The sequence below is a fragment of the Puniceibacterium confluentis genome (assembly GCF_007923445.1).
GTDB classification, from domain to species: Bacteria; Pseudomonadota; Alphaproteobacteria; order Rhodobacterales; family Rhodobacteraceae; genus Puniceibacterium; species Puniceibacterium confluentis.
The window spans coordinates 129,641-153,340 of the sequence record NZ_VOJI01000006.1; the positions used below are offsets into that span (position 1 = coordinate 129,641).

Annotated in this window: 20 protein-coding genes; 15 read left to right on the top strand and 5 right to left on the bottom strand. The window is 66.3% G+C overall.

The features are described 5' to 3' along the window. Positions 1–152 precede the first annotated feature (152 nt). The 5 genes from FOY53_RS08910 to FOY53_RS08930 all read left to right on the top strand — a co-directional run bounded on the left by FOY53_RS08910 (position 153) and on the right by FOY53_RS08930 (position 6,254). A complete protein-coding gene (locus tag FOY53_RS08910; RefSeq protein WP_146587896.1) occupies positions 153–830 on the top strand; it encodes a paraquat-inducible protein A in 678 nt (225 codons plus the stop codon). Continuing rightward, entirely contained in the window at positions 794–1,438 is a 645-nt protein-coding gene (locus tag FOY53_RS08915) for a paraquat-inducible protein A (protein ID WP_246107335.1), read from the top strand. The genes FOY53_RS08910 and FOY53_RS08915 overlap by 37 nt, the downstream gene beginning before the upstream one ends. Continuing rightward, entirely contained in the window at positions 1,435–4,257 is a 2,823-nt protein-coding gene (locus FOY53_RS08920; RefSeq protein ID WP_146587900.1) for an MlaD family protein, read from the top strand. The genes FOY53_RS08915 and FOY53_RS08920 overlap by 4 nt, the downstream gene beginning before the upstream one ends. Before the next feature lie 4 nt (positions 4,258–4,261). Further along, positions 4,262–4,831, top strand: a complete 570-nt coding sequence (locus tag FOY53_RS08925; protein ID WP_146587902.1) for a PqiC family protein — start codon at positions 4,262–4,264, stop codon at positions 4,829–4,831. 133 nt (positions 4,832–4,964) lie between these two features. Beyond that, positions 4,965–6,254, top strand: a complete 1,290-nt coding sequence (locus FOY53_RS08930) for a PQQ-dependent sugar dehydrogenase (protein ID WP_146587904.1) — start codon at positions 4,965–4,967, stop codon at positions 6,252–6,254. A 45-nt stretch (positions 6,255–6,299) separates the two neighbouring features. On the opposite strand, the gene FOY53_RS08935 is transcribed toward FOY53_RS08930, so the two are convergent. Further along, positions 6,300–7,895, bottom strand: coding sequence for a gamma-glutamyltransferase family protein (locus FOY53_RS08935; protein WP_146587906.1), 1,596 nt, complete (start codon positions 7,893–7,895; stop codon positions 6,300–6,302). 337 nt (positions 7,896–8,232) lie between these two features. On the opposite strand from FOY53_RS08935, the gene FOY53_RS08940 reads away from it, so the two are divergent. From FOY53_RS08940 to FOY53_RS08960, 5 genes are read left to right on the top strand one after another with little or no spacing between them, the layout of a single operon-like run. Next, the gene (locus tag FOY53_RS08940) at positions 8,233–9,261 is read left to right on the top strand and encodes a BMP family protein (protein ID WP_146587908.1); all 1,029 of its coding nucleotides are present in this window, start codon (positions 8,233–8,235) and stop codon (positions 9,259–9,261) included. Further along, positions 9,261–10,802 carry an ABC transporter ATP-binding protein gene (locus FOY53_RS08945; protein ID WP_146587910.1) on the top strand — a complete coding sequence of 514 codons (1,542 nt, stop codon included), beginning with the start codon at positions 9,261–9,263 and terminating at the stop codon, positions 10,800–10,802. Before FOY53_RS08940 ends, FOY53_RS08945 begins: the two co-directional genes overlap by 1 nt. Further along, positions 10,792–11,838, top strand: a complete 1,047-nt coding sequence (locus FOY53_RS08950) for an ABC transporter permease (protein ID WP_146587912.1) — start codon at positions 10,792–10,794, stop codon at positions 11,836–11,838. The genes FOY53_RS08945 and FOY53_RS08950 overlap by 11 nt, the downstream gene beginning before the upstream one ends. Continuing rightward, on the top strand, positions 11,835–12,782 hold the full coding sequence (locus FOY53_RS08955) for an ABC transporter permease (RefSeq protein WP_146587914.1): 948 nt from the start codon (positions 11,835–11,837) through the stop codon (positions 12,780–12,782). The genes FOY53_RS08950 and FOY53_RS08955 overlap by 4 nt, the downstream gene beginning before the upstream one ends. Continuing rightward, entirely contained in the window at positions 12,782–14,056 is a 1,275-nt protein-coding gene (locus FOY53_RS08960) for an amidohydrolase family protein (protein WP_146587916.1), read from the top strand. The genes FOY53_RS08955 and FOY53_RS08960 overlap by 1 nt, the downstream gene beginning before the upstream one ends. A gap of 88 nt (positions 14,057–14,144) precedes the next feature. On the opposite strand, the gene FOY53_RS08965 is transcribed toward FOY53_RS08960, so the two are convergent. Next, positions 14,145–16,460: a Tex family protein gene (locus tag FOY53_RS08965; protein WP_146587918.1), complete on the bottom strand. Its 2,316-nt coding sequence runs from the start codon at positions 16,458–16,460 to the stop codon at positions 14,145–14,147. A gap of 270 nt (positions 16,461–16,730) precedes the next feature. Here FOY53_RS08965 and FOY53_RS08970 point away from each other — a divergent pair, with 270 nt between their 5' ends. Continuing rightward, positions 16,731–18,203: a cobyric acid synthase gene (locus FOY53_RS08970; protein WP_146587920.1), complete on the top strand. Its 1,473-nt coding sequence runs from the start codon at positions 16,731–16,733 to the stop codon at positions 18,201–18,203. A gap of 11 nt (positions 18,204–18,214) precedes the next feature. Beyond that, positions 18,215–18,721: a bifunctional adenosylcobinamide kinase/adenosylcobinamide-phosphate guanylyltransferase gene (gene cobU, locus FOY53_RS08975; RefSeq protein WP_146587922.1), complete on the top strand. Its 507-nt coding sequence runs from the start codon at positions 18,215–18,217 to the stop codon at positions 18,719–18,721. A gap of 118 nt (positions 18,722–18,839) precedes the next feature. On the opposite strand, the gene minE is transcribed toward cobU, so the two are convergent. From minE to minC, 3 genes are read right to left on the bottom strand one after another with little or no spacing between them, the layout of a single operon-like run. Next, a complete protein-coding gene (minE, locus tag FOY53_RS08980; protein WP_146587925.1) occupies positions 18,840–19,097 on the bottom strand; it encodes a cell division topological specificity factor MinE in 258 nt (85 codons plus the stop codon). A gap of 2 nt (positions 19,098–19,099) precedes the next feature. Beyond that, the gene (gene minD, locus FOY53_RS08985) at positions 19,100–19,951 is read right to left on the bottom strand and encodes a septum site-determining protein MinD (protein ID WP_146587927.1); all 852 of its coding nucleotides are present in this window, start codon (positions 19,949–19,951) and stop codon (positions 19,100–19,102) included. Beyond that, positions 19,948–20,694, bottom strand: coding sequence for a septum site-determining protein MinC (gene minC / locus FOY53_RS08990; protein ID WP_146587928.1), 747 nt, complete (start codon positions 20,692–20,694; stop codon positions 19,948–19,950). The genes minD and minC overlap by 4 nt, the downstream gene beginning before the upstream one ends. A 331-nt stretch (positions 20,695–21,025) precedes the next feature. Between minC and FOY53_RS08995 the strand changes: the two genes are divergently transcribed. From FOY53_RS08995 to FOY53_RS09005, 3 genes are read left to right on the top strand one after another with little or no spacing between them, the layout of a single operon-like run. After that, the gene (locus FOY53_RS08995) at positions 21,026–21,442 is read left to right on the top strand and encodes a ribbon-helix-helix domain-containing protein (protein WP_146587930.1); all 417 of its coding nucleotides are present in this window, start codon (positions 21,026–21,028) and stop codon (positions 21,440–21,442) included. Between the two features lie 29 nt (positions 21,443–21,471). Further along, entirely contained in the window at positions 21,472–22,557 is a 1,086-nt protein-coding gene (locus FOY53_RS09000; protein ID WP_146587932.1) for an extracellular catalytic domain type 1 short-chain-length polyhydroxyalkanoate depolymerase, read from the top strand. Between the two features lie 8 nt (positions 22,558–22,565). Continuing rightward, positions 22,566–23,675, top strand: a complete 1,110-nt coding sequence (locus FOY53_RS09005) for a C45 family autoproteolytic acyltransferase/hydrolase (RefSeq protein WP_146587934.1) — start codon at positions 22,566–22,568, stop codon at positions 23,673–23,675. The last annotated feature ends 25 nt before the right edge of the window (positions 23,676–23,700 follow it).

Below are 23,700 nucleotides of genomic sequence, written 5' to 3' on the forward strand. Positions count from 1 at the left end.
CGATTGACCTAAGGGAACACGTCTTTTCGCCACACTTCCGGCTTGATCCGGGCGGCGCCAAACAATTTGTTACCTTTCATGGAGCAACCCGGTAGAAACACCGAGAAGCTCCTAGCGGGGGCAGGGATCGGTCAGCAGGTGCATTCGTCGGGATGAGCGTCACGGATACAGATCAGACGACATCGCAGCGTACGGCGTTCGCGGGCGATCTTCCGCTGGACGCGCTGATGGCCTGTCCGCAGTGCGACGCGCTGTATGTGGCGCAAATGCCCAAGGTCGGCGAGCGCGCGGTCTGCGCGCGCTGCCACACCGTGCTGATCGCGCCCAAGCGCAAGGCCGGGCTCAAGATCATCGCGCTGACCCTGTCGGTGATCATCCTGGTTGTGGCGGCGATGTTCTTTCCGTTCCTGACAATCAATGCCGCCGGTTTCGGCAACAAGGCATCAATCCTCGACTCGGCGTCGAGCTTCCAGTCCGGGCCGATGGTGTTCCTGTCGATCGCCGTGGCCGCAATGATCATCATCATTCCGCTGATCCGCACGCTGCTGATCCTGTATGTGCTGATCCCGATCGTCGGGGACCGCACGCCTTATGCCCATGCCAAACAGGCCTTTCGCCTGACCCAGAGGCTCAAGCCCTGGGCCATGGCCGAGATCTTCGCCATCGGGTGCGCCGTTGCACTGGTCAAGGTCGCCTCCCTTGCGCATATCGGGTTCGGCCCCGCCTTCTGGATGTTCACCGCGCTGGTGATCATCGTCCTCATCAATGACAACTACCTCTGCACATGGTCGGTATGGAAATCACTGGAACAGGATCCGGATCAGGTCTGACGGCGCGCGAGGCCGGCCTTGTGGCCTGCCGCCGCTGCGCCCGGGTCTGGCCGATGGGCACCGAAAGTTGCGGGCGCTGTGGCAGCCCGCTGCAGTCGCGCGACACCGCCAGCCTGAGCCGGGTCTGGGCGCTGTGGCTCGCCGGGGTGATCTGCTACATCCCAGCCAACACCAACCCGATGCTGATCACGCAGACGCTGTTGAGCAACTCCAAGAGCACCATTGTCGGTGGTGCGGTGGACCTCATTCACCATGGATCCATCGGCGTCGCAATCATCATCCTGATCGCAAGTGTGCTGATTCCGGTGGGGAAATTCCTCGCCATCGCCTATCTTGCCATCTCGGTGCGGCGGGGCTCGGGGATTTCGGCGGCGCGCCGTCACCACCTGTTCGAAGTCGTCGAGTTCATCGGCCGCTGGTCGATGATCGACGTGTTTGTGGTCGCCATCCTCAGTTCGCTGGTGCAGCTGTCAGTTGTAGCATCCATCCATCCCGGATCCGCTGCACTGACCTTTGCGCTGTCGGTGATCTTTACCATGTTGTCGGCGCAGGCGTTCGACACCCGTCTCTTCTGGGACACAACGGACCAAAGGAATGAAACTACGTGACTGACACTCCGCAAAACACCGGGGCTGCCACGCCCGGACAGGTTCCGATCAAGTCGGGTCGCAAGTCTTTCTGGGACACGTCCTCGATCATCTGGCTCATTCCGCTCATTGCGCTGGCCGTGGCGCTGGCCGCCGCCTGGCGCAACTACAACGATCAGGGTCCGCTGATCGAAGTGTCCTTCGAGAATGCCGCCGGCATCAAGGCCGACGAAACCAAACTGCGGTACCGTGACATTACGGTGGGCACGGTCGAAGAGATCAGCTTCAGCCCGGACCTGAGCGAGGTCATCGCCTCGATCCGCGTCGAAAAGAACCTGGCACCCTACATCAACGACGACGCCCAGTTCTGGATCGTGCGTCCCGAAGTCAGTGCGCGCGGGGTCTCCGGGCTCGATACCGTGCTGTCGGGGGTCTACATCCAGGGCAACTGGGATAACGAGCCGGGGCCCCTGCGGGAAACCTTCGAAGGCCTTGACGACGCACCGCTGCTGAAGCTGGGCCTCACAGGCATCACCTTCACGCTGCGGTCGCAGGAAAGCCTGCCGGGGGCCGGTACCCCGTTCCTGTACAAGGGTGTCGAGGTCGGCGTCGTCGGTGACTCGGTTGTCAACGAGGACGGCACCGGCGTCACTGCCGAGGCGGTGATCTACGAGCCCTACACAGCCTTTGTCACCACCTCGACCCGATTCTGGGACATCTCGGGGTTCAGCTTTTCGCTGGGTGCAGCCGGGGCACGGCTGAACTTCACCTCGCTGGCCTCGCTGATTTCCGGCGGCATCACCTTCGAGAACATCGGTTCCGGCGGCACGCCGCTGACCGAAGGCGCGGTCTATGATCTGTTCCCGGACGAAAACACCGCCCGGGATGATTTTCTGGTGGCCAGCGACGGTCAGGCCGTGGACGTCTCGATGGTGTTCGAGCAGAACATGGCGGGGCTTGGCGCCGGAGCCGCCGTCGAGCTGGGCGGCCTGCGGGTTGGTGAGGTCACCGGCATCAACGGCATTGTCGACAGCGACCGCTTTGGCGACAGCGACGTGCGCCTGATCGCCACCGCCCGTATCAATCCGGGCCGGATCGGTCTGGGTGACGAGGCGGGCGAGGAAGAACTGTTGAATTACCTCGAGGACCGGATCGCAGAGGGCATGCGCGCCCGGCTGACCAATGCCTCGATCTTTACCGGCGGCCTCAAGGTCGAGCTGGTGCAACTGCCGGGTGTGGCGGTTGCCGCGCTGGACCGTGCAGCCGAACCGCTGCCGCGCATTCCGACCGCCGACGCCAGCGTCACCGACGTCAGTGCAACGGCTCAGGGCGTGTTGCAACGGGTGAACGACCTGCCGATCGAAGAGGTGATGCAGTCGATCACCGATTTCCTCGACAATGCCTCTGCCCTGATCGGCAGCGAAGAACTGCAGAAGGCCCCGGCCGAGCTGACCGGCATTCTCGCCGCGGTGCGCGGTGTTGCCGAAAGCGAGGGCGTGCAGGCGATGCCTGACCAGATCAGTGCCCTGCTGACAGACCTTCAGGGCACGAGTGCCACACTGAGCCGTGTCATCACCGTGCTGGAGGATCAGGATGCCGCGGGCAAACTGACCACCGCCATCGATAACGTCGGCATTGCAACCGAAACCCTGCCGGACCTGGTCGCAGACATCCGCGCGGTACTGGCCAATGCCCAGGAAGTGCCGCTGGCCGAACTGTCGCAGAACGTGACCGACCTTCTGGCCTCGGCCGAAGCGCTGCTGACGCAGGCCGATGCCCTGGTTGGCGGTGCGGATGTGCAGGCGCTGCCGGCTGAGCTGCGCGGCATCCTTGCCTCGGTGCGCGAGGTGACCACCAGCGCCGCGGTACAGGCCCTGCCAACCCGCGTGACCGAACTGCTGGCCGGCCTCCAGGGCACCAGCACCCGGCTGGACGGCATGATCGCCACGCTGCAGGAGCAGGACACCGTCGGAAAACTGAACGGCGCCATCGACAATGTCGGCACCGCCACCGACAGCCTGCCGGATCTCATGACCGACATCCGCGCGTTGCTGGCCAAGGCCGAGGCCCTGCCGCTCGAGCAGTTGTCGCAGGATGTGTCGGACTTGCTGAGCACCGCCGAGGCGTTGATCGCCAACGAGGATGTGCAGGCGGTTCCGGTGGAACTGCGCCGCATCCTTGCCTCGCTCAGCGACGTGACCACCAGCGCCGATGTGCAGGCCCTGCCGACGCGGGTGACCGAGTTGCTGACCGGCTTGCAGGACAGTTCCGCCACGCTCAGCCGTCTGCTGCGCGATGTGGAAACCCAGGACACCGTGGGCAAGCTGACCGCCGCCGTGAACGATGTCGCCACCGCCGCAGAAGGACTGCCGGCGCTGATGCAAGAGGCGCGCGGCATCGTGCAGAACGCCAACGAGATCCCGCTCGACAGGCTTTCGGATCAGGCGACGCAGTTGCTGGCCTCGGCCAATGCGCTGGTGGATCAGGAATCCACGCGGGCGCTCCCCGGTGAGCTGAACGAGGCGCTGCAATCGGTGCAGGACGTGCTGACGGCGATGCAGGACGGCGGCCTGGTCAACAACGCCAATGCCACGCTGGCCTCTGCCCGCGATGCGGCCGATGCGATCGCACAGGCCTCGGCCACGCTGCCGCGTCTGGCAGCGGACCTGCGCGCGGTGGCAAATCAGGCCGGCACGACCCTGTCCGCCTATGCCGACGATTCAAGCTTCACCCGCGAGACACGGGGCGCGATCCGGCAGATCCAGTCTGCCGCCGAGGCAATCGAACGCCTTGCGCGCACCATCGAACGCAATCCGAATTCGCTGATCCTGGGACGGTAATGTAATGAAGACTCATCTCTTTCCAAAAGGCCTTCTTGTGGCCGCAACCCTGTCCGTGGCTGCCTGTTCGGGGGGCGACATCCGCTATGCCACACCGGCGATCGAACCCACGGTCAAGGTGTCGTCGCGCTATCGCAGCCTCGAGGTGGTCGAGGTGACGCTGCCGACCTATGCCGCCACCGAAGAGATATTTCTTCAGCAGCCCGATGGCGCGATCGAGGCGCTGGGGCCACTTTGGGCAGACCTGCCGGCGCGCGCGATGACCCTGCAACTGGCGCGCGACCTGGGCGCCATCACCGGGGCCACCGTTGCGCCGGAACCCTGGCCGTTCCGCGGCTTTTCCGACGCGCGCGTCGATGTGCGCTTCGAGGAAATGGTCGCCACCACTTCGGGGCAGTTCCGCATCGCCGGGCAGTACTTTGTCGCCCCCGAACAGGAGGGAGGCGAGCGCTCGGGCAGCTTTGCCATCGCGGTGCCGTTGCCCGAGGATGCCAGCGCGTCGCAGATTGCTGCCGCCCGCGGCGCCGCGACCCTGACTCTGGCCGAACAAATCGCCCGCTCCGGCCTGCGCTGAACCGGATCACGCGGCCTGCGATCTGCCCGCCACGGCCCGGCGCCGTGGCGGATTGCGGCGTTCAGGGGCCAAAATCCCGTTGATCCTGTCGGTCCGCGCACTATGCTGCGCTTGCAAATCATCGGGACATATCATGGATTTCATCGCACAAGCGACGGCCCTTGTGGGCGGCACAATGGTTCTTCTCCGGCGGATGAGCGCGCCTGCCGTGCAGGCGGTGGGGCTGTCGCCAACCATCCCCGAAGCCAGGAAGCAGGGCATCATGACCCTGAAGATGCCCACGGCAAAGGGTTGGGAGCCGGGTCACGCGCCAACCGCGGCACAGGGCCTGAAAGTCAACGCCTTTGCCTCGGGGCTGAAGCATCCGCGCTGGATCGAAGTGCTGCCCAACGGTGACGTGCTGGTCGCCGAGGCGTTGCAGCAGGAACGTCCGCCCACCAGCCTGATGGACCGGGTGATGCTGGCGACGATGAAACGCGCCAAGGCCGTGGGCAACAGCGCCAACCGCATCAGCCTGTGGCGCGATCCCAATGGTGATGGCGTCGCCGAAGTGCGCGAGGTGTTTCTTGAAGGCCAGAACCAACCTTTTGGCATGGCGCTTGTCGGCGACACTTTCTACGTCGGCAACACCGACGGCATCGTCGCCTTTCCCTATACCGAAGGCGCCTCGGCGCTGACGGGTCCGGGCCGCAAACTGGTGGATTTCAAACCGGGCGGGCACTGGACCCGCAGCCTGATTGCCTCGCCCGACGGCACCAGGATCTACGCCGGTGTCGGGTCGCTGTCCAACATCGGTGACGATGGCATGGAGGCCGAAGAGGGCCGGGCGGCGATCTGGGAACTGGATCTGGCCACGGAACAGGCCCGGATCTTTGCCTCGGGTCTGCGCAACGCGGTCGGCACCGCCTGGGAGCCGGTGACGGGCAAGCTGTGGACCGTTGTGAACGAACGTGACGGGCTGGGCGACGAGACGCCGCCGGATTACCTGACCAGCGTCACCGACGGCGGTTTCTACGGCTGGCCCTACTGCTATTGGGGCCAGACGGTGGATGACCGGGTGCCGCAGGATGCAGAGCTTGTCGCCCGGGCGATCACACCGGATTACGCGCTTGGCGGCCATACCGCTTCGCTGGGGCTGTGCTGGATGCCCGAAGGCACGCTGCCGGGGTTTGGCGATGGCATGGTGATCGGCCAGCACGGATCCTGGAACCGCTCGACGCTCAGCGGTTACAAGCTGATCTTCGTGCCGTTCAGCGATGGCAAGCCGTCCGGGCCGCCGCGCGACATCCTGTGGGGCTTCCTCTCCGAGGATGAAAAGGTGTCTTATGGCCGCCCCGTCGGCGTGGCGATCGGTCCGGATGGCAAGTCCCTGCTCATGGCCGATGACGTCGGTGACGTGATCTGGCGCGTCACCGGCGCCTGATCAGGCGCCACCGCGTGCCCGGCGCGTGGTGGCATCCCCGGGTTTTCAGAACCCCACGGCCTGTCCATCCTTGCGCGGATCGGATCCCGCGACATAGCCGCCGGAGGCCAGCCGGTGCACCAATTGCGCGCCGCCAAAGCCAAAAGCACTGTCCGGTGCCTCGACCACAATATCATGGCCCAGCGCCGACAGGTATTCGCGGGTCTCAAGCGGCAGGGCGGTTTCGCAGGCCACCTCGACCCCGGAGGTAAAGCGCCAGCGCGGCGCATCCACCGCCGTCTGCACATCCTGGCCCCAAAGCTGCGTGCGCATCGTCATCATCACATGGCCCTGTGCCTGCATCGGCCCGCCCATGACACCAAAGCTCATCAGCGGCGCGCCGTTCTGCATCAGGAATCCGGGGATGATGGTGTGGAACGGTCGCTTACCCGGTGCCACAAGGTTGGGGTGGCCGGGGCGCAGCGAGAATCCTGCGCCACGGTTCTGCAGGCTGATGCCCGTGTCGGGCACCACCACGCCCGAGCCGAAGCCGGCATAGTTCGACTGGATGAAGGACACCATCATGCCACTCGCATCCGCCGTGCTCAGATAGACGGTGCCGCCGTTCCTTGGCGCGCCGGAGCCGAAATCCTGGGCCCTGTCCGAACGGATCAGCCCGGCGCGTGATGCGAGATATCCGCCGTCGAGCAGAGCCTGCGGCGTCACATCCTGCATGTGGCTGGCGTCGGCGACATAGGCGTGAAGATCCGCAAAGGCCAGCTTGATCGCTTCGATCTGCAGGTGGATGGCCTGTGGTGCGTCAGGGCCGAAGTCACGCACCGGTGTGTGATCCAGAATGCCCAGTGCCATCAGCGCGGCGATGCCCTGACCGTTGGGCGGAATTTCGTGCAGGTCGACCCCGTCAAACCCCATGCTGACGGTGCCGCACCATTCCGGGACAAAACCCGCCAGATCCGACCCGGTCAATGCGGCTCCGTGTTCGCGGGCATAGGCGGCGATCCTTTCCGCAAGCGCCCCTTCGTAGAAGTCCCGGCCCCTGGTCTCTGCGATCCGGATCAGGCTGGCGGCGAGGGCGCGATTCACAAACCGCTCGCCGGCGCGCGGTGCGCGGCCCTGCGGCAGAAACGCATCGGCAAACCCGGGCTGGGCGCCCAGGGTGTCGCCGCCGATCTCCCATAATTTGCCAATGACCGGCGAGACCGCGAAACCGTTTTCGGCATAGCCCACCGCCGGTGCCAGCAGCGTGGCAAAGTCCAGTGTACCGAACCGGTCCGACAGCGCCGCCCAGGCGGCGATGGCCCCGGGCACGGTGACGCTGTTCCAGCCGCGGAACGGCATCTTGTCCTGCCCGGCAAAACGTTCGGGGGACCAGCCCATCGGCGCAGGCCCCGAGGCATTCAGACCGTGCAGCTCCGCGCCATCCCACAGGATACAAAAGGCGTCTGATCCCAAGCCGTTGCCGGTGGGTTCCACCACAGTCAGCGCGGCGGCCGTGGCAATCGCGGCATCCACGGCATTGCCGCCCTGTGCCAGCATCGACAGGCCCGCCTGCGCGGCAAGGGGATGTGAGGTCGACACCATGTTGTCGGCGAGGACAGGAGAGCGGCGCGAGGCGTAGAGGGGATCATGACGCAGGTGCATGGAGGGCCTTTCTCGGGTGGTCGTGGGCCGCGGCGTTGCAACAGGCAACAGGCAACAGCAGCCGGAGCCTAGACCGCCAGTGCGCCAAAGCCCAGACCGTTTGCATGCAAACCCGGCCGACCGGCCCGCCGCGCGCCTCCGAAGGCAGCCGGGCCATCGGATTTTCGCCGGAGTTCGGTAACGACCATCGCTTTCTCAGGCGTGCCGCAGCTGAAATTCGAGCGTTTTTTTATTCAATGATCAAAAAATGAACCAACATTCTTGACCGCGCTTCAATCCCGCCCCTACGGTCACGGATATAAGAAACGTCCCATTCCGACAGCCAGAGGATTTTCCCATGTCCAACCGTGTTTTGTTGCCGCACGCCGGCCCGATCAGCCGCCGTGGTCTTATCAAGGGAGGTCTTGCGACCGCCGCCGCCACGACCCTGCCGTTGCGCGCCTTTGCGCAGGAACCGGTGTCGGTCGCGGGAATCTACACCGTGCCGGTCGAGCAGCAGTGGGTCAGCCGCATCCACGCCGCAGCGGAAGCTGCCAGGTCGGCAGGCCAGATCAGCTATACCTTCTCGGAAAACACCGCGAACACCGACTACCCGCGCGTGATGCGGGAATATGCCGAAAGCGGCGTCAAGCTGATCGTGGGCGAGATCTTCGGCGTCGAGCAGGAGGCGCGCGAAGTGGTGCTGGATTATCCCGACACCGCTTTCCTGCTGGGCTCGTCGCTGCCGGCCGACCCGGCCTATCCCAACCTCGCGGTCTTTGACAATTACATTCAGGATGCCTCGTATCTGTCTGGAATCGTTGCAGGTGCAATGACCGAAACAGGCAAGATCGGCATGGTCGGCGGTTTCCCGATCCCCGAGGTCAACCGCCTGATGCACGCCTTCATGGCCGGGGTGCGCGAAACCCGCCCCGACGCGACCTTCCAGGTCAGCTTCATCGGATCCTGGTTCGATCCGCCCAAGGCCAAGGAAACGGCGTTTGCGATGATCGAGAGCGGGGCGGATCTGCTTTATGCCGAACGCTTCGGGGTGTCGGATGCCGCGCAGGAAAAGGCCATTCTCGCCATCGGCAATGTCATCGACACGCAGGCGGAATACCCGGAAACGGTGGTCGCCTCGGCGCTCTGGCATTTCGAGCCGACACTGCAGGCGGCGCTGGCCAGCATCGCCGCAGGCAGCTTCGAGGCGGCGGACTATGGCGTGTATTCGTTCATGAAAGAGGGCGGATGCTCGCTGGCTCCGCTGGGCACCTTCGAGGGCAAGGTGCCGCAGGGCGCGCTGGATCTGGTGGCCGAAAAAGAGGCGGCGATCAAATCCGGCGACCTGGTGGTCGAGATCGACGATTCCGAGCCGACCTCGATCTGATGGCTCTCGCAGCGGTGGCGCAGGGCGATCCGGTCCTGCGTCTGAGCGGAATCACCAAGCGCTTTGGCGCGCTTGTCGCCAATGACAGCATCAGCTTTGACCTTGCCCGCGGCGAGGTCATGGCGTTGCTGGGCGAAAACGGTGCCGGCAAGACAACTCTGATGAACATCCTGTTCGGCCACTACAGCGCCGATTCCGGGGAGGTCGAGGTGTTCGGTCATCCCCTGCCACCTGGTCAGCCGGGGGCCGCGCTCAGGGCCGGTGTCGGCATGGTGCATCAGCACTTCACGCTTGCCGACAACATGAGCGTGCTGGACAACATCCTGCTGGGGACCGAGCCCTTCTGGAAACTTGGTATCGGGCGGGCGGCGGCGCGCGCCCGGGTGGCGGCATTGGCGCAGGACTTTGGCCTGTGGGTGGATCCGGACGCGGTGGTGGCCGGCCTGTCGGTGGGCGAACGGCAACGGGTCGAAATCCTCAAGGCGCTGTACCGCGACGCCAAGATCCTGATCCTGGACGAGCCGACCGCCGTGCTCACGCCGCAGGAAACCGACGCGCTGTTCGTCACCCTGCGCCGCGCCGTCGCCCTGGGGCTGTCGGTGATCTTCATCAGCCACAAGCTGCACGAAGTCATGGCGATTTCCGCGCGCGTTCTGGTGCTGCGTCACGGCAGACTGGTGGGCACGGTGGCGACGGCAGAGACCGACCGGCACCGGCTGGCCGAAATGATGGTCGGGGCGGAAATCACCCCGCCCGCGCCCTCCAGGGCCACCCCTGGTGCGCCGCTGCTGGTGCTGGACCGCGTTTCCACCGCGCCGCAGGGGCAGCGCCCGGGCCTGCGCGAGGTGTCGTTGTCCCTGCGGGCCGGGCAGATCACCGGCCTTGCCGGGGTTTCCGGCAACGGTCAGGGCGCGCTGGCCGATCTGCTGTCCGGGCTGGTCTCGCCCCGGCAGGGCCGGTTCGAGATTGCCGGGCAGGAGGTGGCACAATGGTCCCCCCGCGCCGCCATCGCGGCACAGATCGGGCGCATCCCCGAGGACCGGCACCGCACCGGAACGATTGCCGATTTCACCCTGACGGAAAACGCGATTCTGGAAACCTACGGCAACCGGCCGCACAGCCGCGACGGCTGGATGAACTGGCGCGCGGCGCAACGCTGGACCGAGAACCTCATCGCGCTTTACGACGTCCGTTGCCCGGGGCCGGGCACCCGCATCCGGTTGCTGTCGGGGGGCAATATGCAAAAGCTCATACTGGGCCGGGTGCTGGAAGAAGCGCCGAAAGTCATCCTTGCCAACCAGCCGGTGCGCGGGCTGGACATCGGCGCGGTCACCTATGTGCAGAACCAGCTGCTGGCGGCGCGCGACGCGGGTGCCGCCGTGCTGCTGATTTCCGAGGATCTGGACGAGATCCTGACCCTGTCGGACGTGATCCACGTGATTTCCGAAGGACGGCTTTCGCCTGGCTTCCCGCGTGGCACCATGAAGCCTGCGGATCTGGGTCAGTGGATGGCCGGGCAGGGGTTCGATCATGCGGCTTGAGGCGATTGCCAGCCCGACGCTGGTCCGCTCGCTCGGGCTGCCTGCGCTGGCACTTGTGGCGACCTTTGTCGTTGGAGGGCTGCTTGCCATGCTGGCGGGGGCCGATCCGCTGGCGACCTTCGGGCTGATCGTCAAGGGGGCGGCGGGCTCGAGGTTCGCGCTTCTGGAAACGCTCAACCGGGCGACACCGCTGATTTTTACCGGTCTGGCGGTGGCGGTCGCCTTCCGCGCCCGGCTTTGGAACATCGGCGCCGAGGCGCAGCTCTATGCCGGGGCGCTGATCACGGTGCTGATCGGCACCAGACTGGCGCTGCCGGGGCCGGTGCTGATCCCGCTGATGGGGCTCGGGGCGCTGCTGGCCGGAGGGGTGGTTCTGCTGGGGCCGGTGCTGTTGAAAACCCGGCTGGGGGTGGACGAGGTGGTCACCACGCTGCTGTTCAATTTCATCATGCTGCTGCTGATCTCGCTGCTGCTCGAGGGGCCGATGAAGGATCCGCTGGGTATGGGCTGGCCGAAATCCGAGGCGATCCCCCGCGACGCCCGCCTGCCGCGGATTGTCGACGGGCTGCGGCTGCACTGGGGTTTCGGGCTGGCGCTGCTGTCGGCGGTGGCGATCTGGGTGATCCAGACCCGCACCACGCTGGGCTATGAAATCCGCGCGGTCGGACTGAATGCCGAGGCGGCACGGTTCGCCGGCGTGCCTGTGGGGGCGGTCATGGTCAAGACGGCGCTGCTGTCCGGTGGGCTGGCGGCGCTGGCGGGCTATTCCGAAGTGGCCGGGCTCAAGGGCAATCTGACGCTCGACCTGTCACCGGGCTTTGGCTACACCGGCATCGTCGTGGCGATGCTGGCGCTGCTGCACCCGCTGGGTGTCGTGGTCTCGGCGCTGTTTGTTGCCGGCATCTTTGTGGGCGCCGATGGCATGAGCCGTGCGGCCGAGGTGCCGACATATATTGCCGATATCCTGCTGGCTTGCGCCCTGCTGTTCATGGTGCTGGCGATCCTGCTGACCAAATTCAGGGTTCTGCGGGGATGAGCGAGATTGTCGATATCCTGATCTCGGCCAGTTTCTGGGCGGCTGTGCTGCGCATCGCCTCGCCGCTGATCTTTGCCACCATGGGCGAGTTGATCTGCGAACGCGCCGGGGTCCTCAACCTCGGGATCGAGGGGATCATGGTGATCGGCGCCTTTTCCGGGTGGATCGCGGTCTATTCCGGCCTGCCGCTCTGGGGCGGGGTGGCGGTGGCGATGCTGGCGGGCATGGGCTTTGGCGCGCTGCATGCGGTGCTGACGGTGCCCTTCGGGCTGTCGCAGCACGTGGTTGGCATCGGCATCACCCTGCTGGCCACCTCTTCGGCCTACTATGCCTATCGCCTGAGCCTGCCGCAGGTGACATCGCCGCCGCGCATCGAGCCGTTCCAGCCGGTGCAAATTCCCGGCCTGTCCGATCTGCCCTTTGTCGGCCCGGCGCTGTTTTCCCAGACCCCTCTGACATACTTTGCCTTTCTTACCGTGCTGGTGGTGGCGCTGGTCTTGTACCGCACGCCGCTGGGGCTGGCGCTGCGGGCGGTGGGGGAAAATCCGGGTGCGGTCGAGGCGCAGGGCCTGTCGGTCACCGCCCTGCGGATGGGGGCGGTCATTTTCGGGTCGGGGCTGATGGCTGTGGGCGGGGCGTTCCTGACCATTTCGGCCTTTTCGTCGTTCTTCTTCGAGATGGTGAACGGGCGGGGATGGATCTGTATCGCGCTGGTGGTGTTCGGTGCCTGGTCGCCGTCGCGCGCGCTGCTTGGCGCCCTGCTGTTTGCCGCCTTCGACGCGCTGCAGATCCGACTACAGCAGACAGGCTTTGGCACCCTGGTGCCCTATCAGGTGTTCCTGATGATCCCCTATGTCTTGTCGATACTGGCGCTGATCCTGATGTCGCGCCGTGCCAATGTGCCGGCCGCCCTGATGGTGCCCTACAACCGCGGAGAGCGCTGATGGCCGATTTCGATCTACTGGTGAAAGACGGCACGCTGCCCGACGGATCCCACGCCGACATCGGCATCCGCGGCGACCGGATTGCCGCGATCGGGGCGTTGGCCGGGGCGCAGGCGGGCGAGGTGATCGACGCCGGAGGCGATCTGGTCGCGCCGCCCTTTGTCGATCCGCATTTCCATCTCGACGCGACACTCAGTTATGGCACGCCGCGGATCAACGCCTCCGGCACCCTGCTCGAGGGGATATCGCTGTGGGGCGAGTTGCGCGACACCGCAACCGTGGACCAGATGATCAACCGCGCGCTGACCTATTGCGACTGGGCGGTGTCGCTGGGGCTGCTGGCGATCCGCAGCCATGTCGACACCACGCCGGACCATCTGAACACCGTCACCGCGATGCTCGAGGTGCAGCGCCTCGTGAAACCCTATCTCGATCTGCAACTGGTGGCCTTTCCGCAGGACGGGCTGTACCGCAGCCCGACCGGGCGGGCGAACCTGTTGCGGGCGCTGGACATGGGGGTGAATGTCGTTGGCGGCATCCCGCATTTCGAGCGCACGATGGAGGAGGGCCGCACCTCGGTCCGCGATCTGTGCGAAATTGCCGCCGAGCGTGGCCTGCCGGTCGATCTGCATTGTGACGAAACCGACGATCCGCAAAGCCGTCATATCGAGACGCTGGCGTATCATGCGCAGCGCCTGGGTCTGCAGGGCCGTGTGGCAGGCTCGCATCTTACCTCGATGCATTCGATGGACACCTACTATGTCTCGAAACTTCTGCCGCTGATCGCCGAGGCGGGAGTCGCCGCCATCCCCAACCCGCTGATCAACATTGTGCTGCAGGGACGGCATGACAGCTATCCCAAGCGGCGCGGGCTGACCCGGGTAAAAGAGATGCAGGCCCTCGGCATCACCGTCGGCTGGGGCCAGGACTGTGTGCGGGATCCGTGGTATTCGCTGGGCACCGGCGACATGCTCGACGTCGCGTTCATGGGGCTGCACGTGGCGCAGATGACCTCGCCCGACGAGATGCGGCGCTGTTTCGACATGGTGACGACGCAGAACGCCGCGATCATGGGGTTGGAAGATTACGGCCTGCACGAGGGCGCGGTGGCCTCGCTGGTGGTTCTGGACGCGGGTGATCCGGTCGAGGCGGTGCGGCTGCGGCCCGACCGGCTGGCCGTGGTGTCCAAGGGCCGGGTCGTGTCACGCAAGACGCGCAACGATGCCCGGTTGCGGCTGGAGGGCCGCCCCGGGACCGTGCGGCGTCGGCACTGATCCGGGGCCGGAACCCGCGCTGACCGCATAGCCGGGGGGCGGCGCGCTGCCACGCCGCAGCTTGTCCCCGCGCCGACCCCTCGGGGCGTCACCGCCGCTTCATCGCGTCCAGCAGCGCCGACCCCAGTGCGCCCGTCGCGTCGCTTTTTGCGGGCGCGGCCGTGGTCACTTGCTTGGCTCTGCCCTGTGGTTTGCCGCCCTTCGGTCCCCGCTCGGCCCGGTCTTCACGGGCGGATGACCCGCCGTCCTTGCGCATGCTCAGACCGATCCGCTTGCGCGGAATGTCGACCTCGGTCACCCGGACGCGGACCACATCGCCGGCCTTGACGACCTCATGCGGGTCCTTGACGAACTTGTCGGCAAGCTGGCTGACATGCACAAGCCCGTCCTGATGCACGCCGATGTCCACAAAGGCGCCAAAGGCGGCAACGTTGGTCACCGTGCCCTCGAGCACCATGCCGGATTTGAGATCCTTGATATCCTCGACCCCGTCGGCAAAGACCGCCGTCTTGAAACTCGGGCGCGGGTCGCGTCCCGGTTTTTCCAGTTCGGACAGGATGTCGCGCACCGTGGGCAGACCAAAATTGTCATCGACGAACTGATCGGCCCGCAGCTGGCGCAGCGGCGACGGATCCCCCATCAGCGCGCGCAGGTCGCGCCCGCAGGCCTGCACGATGCGGCGCGCGACGCCATAGGCCTCGGGGTGGACCGAAGAGGCGTCCAGTGGCTCGGCACCGTCGCGGATGCGCAGGAAACCGGCACATTGCTCAAAGGCCCGGGGGCCCAGCCGCGCGACCTTGAGCAACTCCTTGCGTGACTTGAAGGCCCCCGCGCCGTCACGATGCGCGACGATGGCTTCCGCCAGTCCCGGCCCCAGCCCCGAGACATGCGCCAGCAGGGGCGCCGAGGCGGTGTTGAGATCGACGCCGACAGCGTTCACCGCATCCTCGACCACCGCCTCGAGTGACCGGTCCAGCCGCGATTGGTCGACGTCGTGCTGGTACTGGCCAACACCGATGCTTTTGGGTTCGATCTTCACCAGCTCGGCCAGCGGATCCTGCAGGCGGCGGGCGATCGACACCGCGCCGCGCAGCGACACATCGAGGTCGGGAAATTCCCGTGCTGCCAGTTCCGAGGCGGAATAGACCGAGGCGCCGGCCTCCGAGACCACCACCTTGGTCGGCTTCTGCACATCCTTCGGCAACAGCGACAGGGTATCCGCGACCAGCCGCTCGGTCTCGCGGCTGGCGGTGCCGTTGCCGATGGCGATCAGTTCGACCCCGTGCCGGGTGATCAGCCGCAGGATCGCCGCTTCGGCACCGCGCAGGTCGTTCTTGGGCTGGAACGGGTACAGCGTTTCGGTCGCCAGAACCCGGCCGGTGGCATCCACCACCGCCGCCTTGACCCCGGTGCGGATGCCGGGATCGAGGCCGAGCGTGGCGCGCGCTCCGGCAGGGGCGGCCAGCAGCAGATCCTTCAGATTGCGGGCGAACACCTCGATCGCCTCGTCATGCGCGCGGGCGCGCAGGTCGCCCAGCAGATCCAGCATCATCGTCGAGCTGAGCTTCACCCGCCAGGTCCAGCCCGCGATCTTGCGCAGCCAGGTGTCTCCGGGACCGACGCCAGGGATGCCGATGTACTTGCACACGATGCCTTCGGCGCGCGCGGCACCGGTTTCCGGTTCCGGAGCGATATCGACATAGACCACGCCCTCTTTCGAGGCGCGCAGCATTGCCAGCGCCCGGTGCGACGGCACCTTGGACCAGAGTTCGGAATGGGCGAAATAGTCGGAAAACTTGGCGCCCTTTTCTTCCTGTCCCGCGATCACCCGGGCGGTCAAAAGCGCCTCGCGGTGCATGAAGCTGCGCAGATCACCCAGCAGCGCGGCATTCTCGCTCAGCCGTTCGGCGAGGATGTCGCGCGCGCCCTCCAGTGCCTCCTTGGTGCCGGGCACGGCCTCGCTGACATAGCGTTCGGCCAGTTTCTCCGGAACCGCGGCGCGGTCGGACAGGATCATCTCGAGCAGCGGTTCCAGTCCGTTTTCCCGCGCGATCATCGCCTTGGTGCGGCGCTTGGGCTTGAACGGCAGATAGATGTCTTCCAGCACGGCCTTGGTTTCGGCCTGCGCCAGCGCGCGGGCCAGAGCGTCGGTCATCTTGTCCTGCGTGCGGATCGAGTCGACGATCGCGGCGCGCCGGGATTCGAGTTCGCGCAGATAGGTCATGCGGTCGGCCAGTTTGCGCAACTGGGTGTCGTCCAGACCGCCGGTCGCTTCCTTGCGGTAGCGGGCGACAAACGGCACGGTCGCGCCGCCGTCGAGCAGGGCAATCGCCGAAGCCACCTGATCCGGCCGGGCCGCGATTTCGGTCGCGATGGTCTGTGCGATACGCTGAGCGGTGTCCATGTGCGCCTCCTGTGAGATTCCGGGAGCCGAGACATACCGTTCCGTGCTGCGCGCGCCAAGGGGGTGTTTGTGCTGCCGCACGGCTGATTTGGGCGATCCGCCCGGTTGTGTCCGGCGCGCCAACAGGCCATCAGATCGGAAAGGGACGGGAATCAGGAAAGGTACTGACGTGCACACAGAGCCCCGGTCCAACACCTCTGTCCGCGATTCCGGCCGCCAAACGCGCCTGACCCGTGCCGGCGTCGGCTGTCTGCGCCGGGGGGGGCCGGCATGACGGCGCGGGCGATCATGATCCAGGGCACAGGGTCGAACGTCGGCAAATCCATGCTGGTGGCGGGGCTGTGCCGCGCGGGGCTCAGGCGGGGCCTGTCCGTGGCTCCGTTCAAACCCCAGAACATGTCCAACAACGCCGCCGTAACCGAGGACGGCGGCGAGATCGGGCGCGCTCAGGCGTTGCAGGCGCTGGCCTGCGGACGGGCGCCAAGCGTGCACATGAACCCGGTGTTGCTGAAGCCCGAAAGCGATACCGGAGCGCAGGTCGTGGTGCAGGGGCGGGCGGTCAGCCGCCTTGAGGCGCGCGACTTTGGCGGCGCGCGCGGGGCGTTGCTGGCGCCGGTGCTCGACAGCTTTGCCGTTCTGGCGCAGACCGCCGACCTGATCATTGTCGAGGGCGCGGGCAGTCCGGCAGAAACCAACCTGCGCCGGGGGGACATCGCCAACATGGGCTTTGCCCGCGCCGCCGGAGTGCCGGTGGTCCTGGCCGGAGACATCGACCGCGGCGGGGTGATCGCACAGATTGTCGGCACCCATGCGGTGCTTGACCCGCAGGACGGCGCCATGGTGGCGGGGTTTCTGGTCAACAAGTTCCGTGGGGAGGTGGCGCTGTTCGACGACGGCTACAGCGATATCGCGGCGCGCACCGGCTGGCGGGGGTTCGGCGTGCTGCCGTGGTTTGACCGCGCGCATCTGCTGCCCGCCGAAGACGCGGTGGATCTCGGCCGCTCGACCGGCGACGGCGCGTTTCACATCGCCTGTCCGATGCTGTCGCGCATCGCCAACTTTGACGACCTCGATCCGCTGGCAGCGGAACCCGGCGTGCGCCTGTCGATGATCCCGCCGGGCCGGCCGCTGCCGGGGGATGCGGACCTCGTGATTCTGCCGGGTACGAAATCGACGCGCGGCGATCTGGCGTTTCTGCGCGCGCAGGGCTGGGACGTCGACCTGGCAGGCCATCTGCGGCGGGGCGGCAAGGTGCTGGGAATCTGCGGCGGCTATCAGATGCTGGGGACGCGGATCGACGACCCCGAGGGGCTAGAGGGCGCACCGGGCGGCGAGGCGGGCCTCGGGCTGCTGGAGGTGCAGACGCTGATGGCGCGCGACAAGACCCTGACGCGTGTCACCGCCCGGCATCTGGCCACCGATACCGCGCTTTCCGGTTATGAAATCCACATCGGTCGCACGGCGGGGCCGGACACCGCGCGCGCCTTTGCACAGGTCGGCACCGCGTTCGACGGGGCGCAGTCGCGGGACGGGCAGGTTGCGGGCACTTATCTGCACGGGTTGTTTGCCGACGACCGCTTTCGCGCCGCCTGGCTGGCGCAGATGGGATCCGCCGCCGCGCCGCAGGCCTACGGGCAGAGCGTCGAGGACACTCTGGACGCCCTGGCGGCACATATGGAGCGGCATCTGGATGTCTCGGCCCTTCTGGACGCCGCGCGCCCGGTCGGGCCCAACAAATCTTGACGGAGTACAAAATGCCGCAAATCAGCCTGATCACCGGCGGTGCCCGATCCGGCAAGAGCCGCTTTGCCGAAGACCTAGTGCGATCCTGGGGCGGTCAGCCGGTCTATATCGCCACTGCCGAGGCGCTGGATGGCGAGATGACCCAGCGCATCGCCGCCCACCGCACCCAGCGCGGTCCCGGCTGGACCCTGATCGAGGAACCGTTGGATCTGTGCGCTGCCCTGGGGCGCAGCGACGGGCAGGGGCCGCGTCTGGTGGATTGCATGACGCTGTGGCTGTCAAACCTGATGCTGCAGGAACGCGATGTCACAGCGGCGCTGGAGCAACTGCTGGTTACCCTCGCGGCGCAGACCAGTCCTGTCGTTCTGGTCACCAACGAAGTCGGCTCCGGCATCGTGCCGGCCTCTGCCCTCGGGCGCGATTACCGCGACAGATGCGGCTGGATGAACCAGAAGTTGGGGGCGGTCGCGGACAGGATCGACCTGGTTGTCTGCGGCCATCCGCTGCGGGTGAAGTGACACCGGCAGCCGACACCCCCGGGGCGCAGCCGCCGCACCCCCGGGATGGGTAAACCCTTCTCAGGGCGGTATTTCATGCGCGGGCGCCGCACCGTACAGCGGTGCGGCACGCCGGGGGTCAGGCCCGTCCCGTACTGGGGAATTCGATGTTGATCTCGAGGCTCGACCATTCGTCGCCGCGGTCCATCTTGATCTCGACCGCGTCCTTGTCGATCTTCATGTGACGGCGGATCACCTCAAGGATGTCGCGTTGCAGCTCGGGCAGGCAGTCGGGCCCGGAGCCGGCGCTGCGTTCATGGGCCAGCAGGATCTGCAGGCGATCCTTGGCGGTCTGGGCCGACCGGGTCTTGCGGGGGCGGAGCGAAAAACCGAACATCGTTATGCCGTCCGCCCGAACAGACGCCCGAACAGGCCGGGGCGGCGGTCAAAGTCCAGCCGCATCTCGATCTGCTCGCCGGTCAGCCGCGCCACCGCATCCATATAGGCCGCCGAGGCCGCCGAGGGGTCATCCATCGTCACCGGCACCCCTTCGTTCGAGGCCCGCAATACCGCGGTGCTTTCCGGCACGATGCCCAGCAGCGGCACCGCCAGGATTTCGAGCACGTCGTCCACCGTCATCATCTCGCCCCTGGCGATGCGCTGTGCATCATAGCGGGTCAGCAGCACCTGCGCCTTGATCGGCTCGGCCCCGGGGCGTTCCGCGCGCTGGGTCTTGCTGTTGAGCAGGCCCAGCACCCGGTCGCTGTCACGCACGGACGAGACTTCGGGGTTGGTCACCACAACCGCCTCGTCGGCAAAGTACATCGCCAGCTGGGCGCCACGCTCGATTCCGGCAGGGCTGTCGCAGATGATATAGTCAAACTCCTCGCGCAACTCGTTCAGCACCTTTTCGACGCCCTCTTTGGTCAGGGCGTCCTTGTCGCGGGTCTGCGAGGTCGGCAGGATCGACAGGTTCTCCAGCCGCTTGTCCTTGATCAGCGCCTGCTTGAGCCGCGCGTCCCCCTGGATCACGTTGATGAAGTCGAACACCACGCGGCGCTCGCAACCCATGATCATGTCGAGGTTGCGCAGACCGACGTCAAAGTCGATCACGACCGTCTTGTGTCCGCGCTGCGCCAGCCCGGCGCTGATAGCGGCGGCCGAAGTGGTTTTGCCCACGCCGCCCTTGCCCGAGGTGATCACGATGATCTTGCTCGTGTCCGAGTCGTCCTGTTTCAATTGCGATGTCATCCGAGTGTCTCCACACAAAGCCGTTCATCCTGGAGGAAAACCTGCACACTGCGCTTGCGGACCTCGTGCTCCAGGTTCTCACTGGTCCGGTATAGGCCCGCCACGGCCAGCAGTTCGGCGTCAAGATTCTGGCAGAAGATCCGCGCGTTCCGATCGCCATGCGCCCCGGCCATCGCCCGGCCGCGCAGGGTGCCGTAGACGTGGATATTGCCGCGCGCGATGAGCTCGGCACCCGATGCGACGGGGGCGATCACCACCAGGTCGCCATGATCGGCGACAACTGTCTGCCCCGACCGCACCGGCGTGGTCACCACCCGCGTTGCCGTCGATATCCCGCGTCCCGAGGACCGGCGGCGTTCGGGGCGGTCGTCCCGCAGCGGGGTGTCGCGCCCCGGCGGCACCGCGATCAGCCCGGCTTCGGTTGCGGCCGCCAGTTGGTCGGGGCTGGCATTCTGGACGCCGAAGGCGGCAAATTTGCGCTGTTTCAGGGCGGCGACCAACTGTTTCAGCGCGTCGGCGCCGATCGCTCCGTCAGCTTCTTCGAGATCCAGCACCAGCGGCGCATCGACGAGAAAATGCGGTCGCTGGCGCAGCAGATCGTCCAGCGCGGCGTAGAACGCCGCGTCCTGCGGGCCGCTTTCCACCTTGAGCGCGACGGCGGTGAGAAACCGCCCGCGAATCTGAATAGGCCTGACGAGGGTGCGCGACTCTGCGCGCCCCTCCGGGGTGACATCCTGTGGCACGTTTACTGTTGCTCCTGCACGAGGCCTCGGGGCAGATTCGAGTCTGCCGCCGTTTTGCGGCTGTCTATGCCGATGCGCCGCAACGGTCCACCACCTGTTTTCAATCGGCCACGCTTCGGCAGAACCATGCCGCCCGTCCCGGACGGAAAATGGTCGTTCCGTGATCGAACACGGCCCGCGCCGCCCCCTGCATGCCTAAATTGACAGCATGAAAGGCGTGCAGGTCGTTTTGTCGGGATCTTTCTGCAGGCGCAAAGGTTCCAATTGCAGAAAGGGGTTGTAAGCTGCCGCTTGGCATCCATATACCATCCATACAGATGGAGTAACCGCCATGAGCAACATACGGCAGCTGCGAGACCGGGTTCCCGAAAGCGAAAAGATCACGATCAACCTCGGCTTTGTGGATCTGGGACGGATCGACCTGCTGGTGCAGGAAGGGTTCTATTCCAACCGCAGCGATTTCATCCGCACGGCGATCCGCAACCACCTCGACACCCACGGCGCCACGGTGACGCAATCGATCGAGCGCCACACGATGGAGCTGGGGTTGCGCGACTACAGCGTGGCGGATCTCGAAGCCCTGAAGGCGGCAGGCGAGGTTCTGCATGTCCGGGTGGTGGGGCTGGCACGGATCGACGCCGCCGTGACGCCGGAGCTGGCGTTGGAAACGATCGGATCGATCACGGTACTGGGCGCGCTGCAGGCCAGCGCCGCCGTCAAGTCGGCACTTGCCGACCGCATCAAATAAGGTGCGCAACTGTTCACAAGGACGCCAGAATGAAAAAGCTCGATGACCACACGCCCCTCGGGGCGACGACCGACACCTGGTCGCACCGCCTTTCGGCGGCCCGCGATCTGGTGCAGCGCACCCTTGCGCAGCACGGGCTGTCCGGCGGAAGCGATGTCGCACCATCCGCCCCCGCGGGCAACGTGATGCAGGATATGATGGCGAAACTGCAGCGGGGCCTTGGCGCCGGGCATCCGAGCCCTGCGCCGGGCGGCGCCAGCGCCGACATGCAGCATGGCACCTTCACCTGTGCCGCCGGGCAGCGCGACTACCGCCTGTATGTGCCCGAGAGCCACGGCAAGCAGGTGACCGGCCTGATCGTCATGCTGCACGGCTGCACGCAGACGCCCGAAGATTTCGCGGCCGGCACAGGGATGAATGCGCTGGCCGCCCGGCATCGACTGGCGGTGCTGTATCCGGAACAGTCGCGCGGCAGCAACGCGCAGTCCTGCTGGAACTGGTTCAGTCCCGGCGATCAGCGGCGCGACCGCGGCGAGCCGGCGATCCTGTCCGGGATGACGCAAAAGGTGGCGCAGCAGCTTGGCGTCCCCGCGGAGCAAACCTATGTCGCGGGCCTGTCTGCGGGCGCGGCCATGGCGGTAATTCTGGGCGAGACCTATCCGGATGTCTTTGCCGCGGTCGGGGCGCATTCCGGATTGCCCATGGGGGCGGCGCGTGACGTTGCTTCGGCGTTTGCGGCGATGGCGGGGTCGGGGGCGGACACAACGGCGTCAGCCACGGGGTCGCCGACTGTTCCGACGATCATCTTTCACGGCACGGCGGACACCACCGTGCATCCGGTCAACGGTGCCCGGATCTTTCAGCGCGCCCGGAACGGCGACCTGTCCCAGAGCCGCCACGAGGAAAGCAGCGGCAGCACGGGCGGGCGCGACTTCAAACGGGCGACGGTCACCGGCGCGGGCGGCGGCGTGCTGCTGGACCACTGGGTTGTCGACGGGCTGGCACATGCCTGGTCCGGCGGTCAGGCAGCCGGATCCTACACCGATGGGGCAGGCCCGGACGCAAGCGCCGAGATGCTGGCGTTTTTCCTGCAAACCAAGGGAATTGCCCGATGAGCCCCCCGATGTCCCTGACCTTTGACGCCGTGGCCGAAGCCAGCCCCGGGCCGAAATGGCTCGCCCGCTGGAACCGCTCCTGGCCGGCCTACGAGGCGTGGTTCCGCTCGCGGGGCGGCGATTCCGGGCCCTCGGCACCAGAGTGCCGTGCCGCGCTGCTTCAGCACATGCCCGAGATTGCCCCGGTCTATGATCAGCTTGTCGTGCTGGTCGGCGGCGGCGATCGTCCCGCACGGTTCCTGTCGACATGGTGCCCGCCCAGATACCTTGGCGGCTGTTCCCTCGCCGCGCTTTCGGCTGAAGGCGAGGCGCGATTGGTGCGCAACTACGACCTGTCCCCGGACCTCAACGAAGGACTGTTGCTGCGCAGCGAGTGGACCGGACGGGCGGTGATGGGGATGGTGGAATTCCTCTGGGGGCTGTCGGACGGCATCAACGACGCAGGTCTCAGCGTGGCCCTGGCCTATGGCGGGCGCTCCGAGACCGGCAGGGGCTTCGGCATCACCACAATCCTGCGCTATGTGCTCGAAACCTGCGACACGGTGAGTACAGCGGTGGCTGTGCTGACAAGGGTGCCGTCCCACATGGCCTATAACATCGTGCTTGCCGATGCCGACGGCGCCACGGCGAGCGTCGAACTGTCCCCCGGCGGTGGGCTGCGGCAGATGCCGCGTGCCGTCGCCACCAATCATCAAAGCGACGGCAGCACACCCGACCGGGCGCAGTTCACCCGGACCTTTGCGCGTCACGCGCATCTGCGCGGGCTGAACACCACGCCTGACGCGCTGCACCGGCCGTTCCTGCTGCCACCGCTGTTTCAGGACCGCCATTCCGAGGGGTTCGGCACGCTGTTCACAGCCGACTACGCCCCGCGCACGCGGCGTCTGAGCCTGCTTTGGCCGGACGCCCGCTGGGAGCAGTCGCTGGAAGATTTTGCAGAGGGGCGTCGCGTGGTGGACTATGCAAGGCAGCCGCTGGCCGCCGCGCCGAGCGCGTGTGCCGAGACGCAGGGCAGCCGCGTGGACTGGAGCCGCGCCGCCGCGATCGACTGGCAGTCCCTGGCGCGCGATTTCGCGGCCGGGCAGGGCAGGGACATCCTGACCTATCTGCCGCGCTGACGACGCAGACCCGTCGCCCCGTTCC

Excerpts from the sequence above, each read along its gene's own strand:
- FOY53_RS08910 (WP_146587896.1), top strand. The coding sequence starts at position 153 with ATGAGCGTCACGGATACAGATCAGACGACATCGCAGCGTACGGCGTTC.
- FOY53_RS08915 (WP_246107335.1), top strand. The coding sequence starts at position 794 with ATGGAAATCACTGGAACAGGATCCGGATCAGGTCTGACGGCGCGCGAG.
- FOY53_RS08925 (WP_146587902.1), top strand. The coding sequence starts at position 4,262 with ATGAAGACTCATCTCTTTCCAAAAGGCCTTCTTGTGGCCGCAACCCTG.
- FOY53_RS08930 (WP_146587904.1), top strand. The coding sequence starts at position 4,965 with ATGGATTTCATCGCACAAGCGACGGCCCTTGTGGGCGGCACAATGGTT.
- FOY53_RS08935 (WP_146587906.1), bottom strand. The coding sequence starts at position 7,895 with ATGCACCTGCGTCATGATCCCCTCTACGCCTCGCGCCGCTCTCCTGTC.
- FOY53_RS08940 (WP_146587908.1), top strand. The coding sequence starts at position 8,233 with ATGTCCAACCGTGTTTTGTTGCCGCACGCCGGCCCGATCAGCCGCCGT.
- FOY53_RS08945 (WP_146587910.1), top strand. The coding sequence starts at position 9,261 with ATGGCTCTCGCAGCGGTGGCGCAGGGCGATCCGGTCCTGCGTCTGAGC.
- FOY53_RS08950 (WP_146587912.1), top strand. The coding sequence starts at position 10,792 with ATGCGGCTTGAGGCGATTGCCAGCCCGACGCTGGTCCGCTCGCTCGGG.
- FOY53_RS08955 (WP_146587914.1), top strand. The coding sequence starts at position 11,835 with ATGAGCGAGATTGTCGATATCCTGATCTCGGCCAGTTTCTGGGCGGCT.
- FOY53_RS08960 (WP_146587916.1), top strand. The coding sequence starts at position 12,782 with ATGGCCGATTTCGATCTACTGGTGAAAGACGGCACGCTGCCCGACGGA.
- FOY53_RS08965 (WP_146587918.1), bottom strand. The coding sequence starts at position 16,460 with ATGGACACCGCTCAGCGTATCGCACAGACCATCGCGACCGAAATCGCG.
- FOY53_RS08970 (WP_146587920.1), top strand. The coding sequence starts at position 16,731 with ATGACGGCGCGGGCGATCATGATCCAGGGCACAGGGTCGAACGTCGGC.
- cobU (WP_146587922.1), top strand. The coding sequence starts at position 18,215 with ATGCCGCAAATCAGCCTGATCACCGGCGGTGCCCGATCCGGCAAGAGC.
- minE (WP_146587925.1), bottom strand. The coding sequence starts at position 19,097 with ATGTTCGGTTTTTCGCTCCGCCCCCGCAAGACCCGGTCGGCCCAGACC.
- minD (WP_146587927.1), bottom strand. The coding sequence starts at position 19,951 with ATGACATCGCAATTGAAACAGGACGACTCGGACACGAGCAAGATCATC.
- FOY53_RS08995 (WP_146587930.1), top strand. The coding sequence starts at position 21,026 with ATGAGCAACATACGGCAGCTGCGAGACCGGGTTCCCGAAAGCGAAAAG.
- FOY53_RS09000 (WP_146587932.1), top strand. The coding sequence starts at position 21,472 with ATGAAAAAGCTCGATGACCACACGCCCCTCGGGGCGACGACCGACACC.
- FOY53_RS09005 (WP_146587934.1), top strand. The coding sequence starts at position 22,566 with ATGTCCCTGACCTTTGACGCCGTGGCCGAAGCCAGCCCCGGGCCGAAA.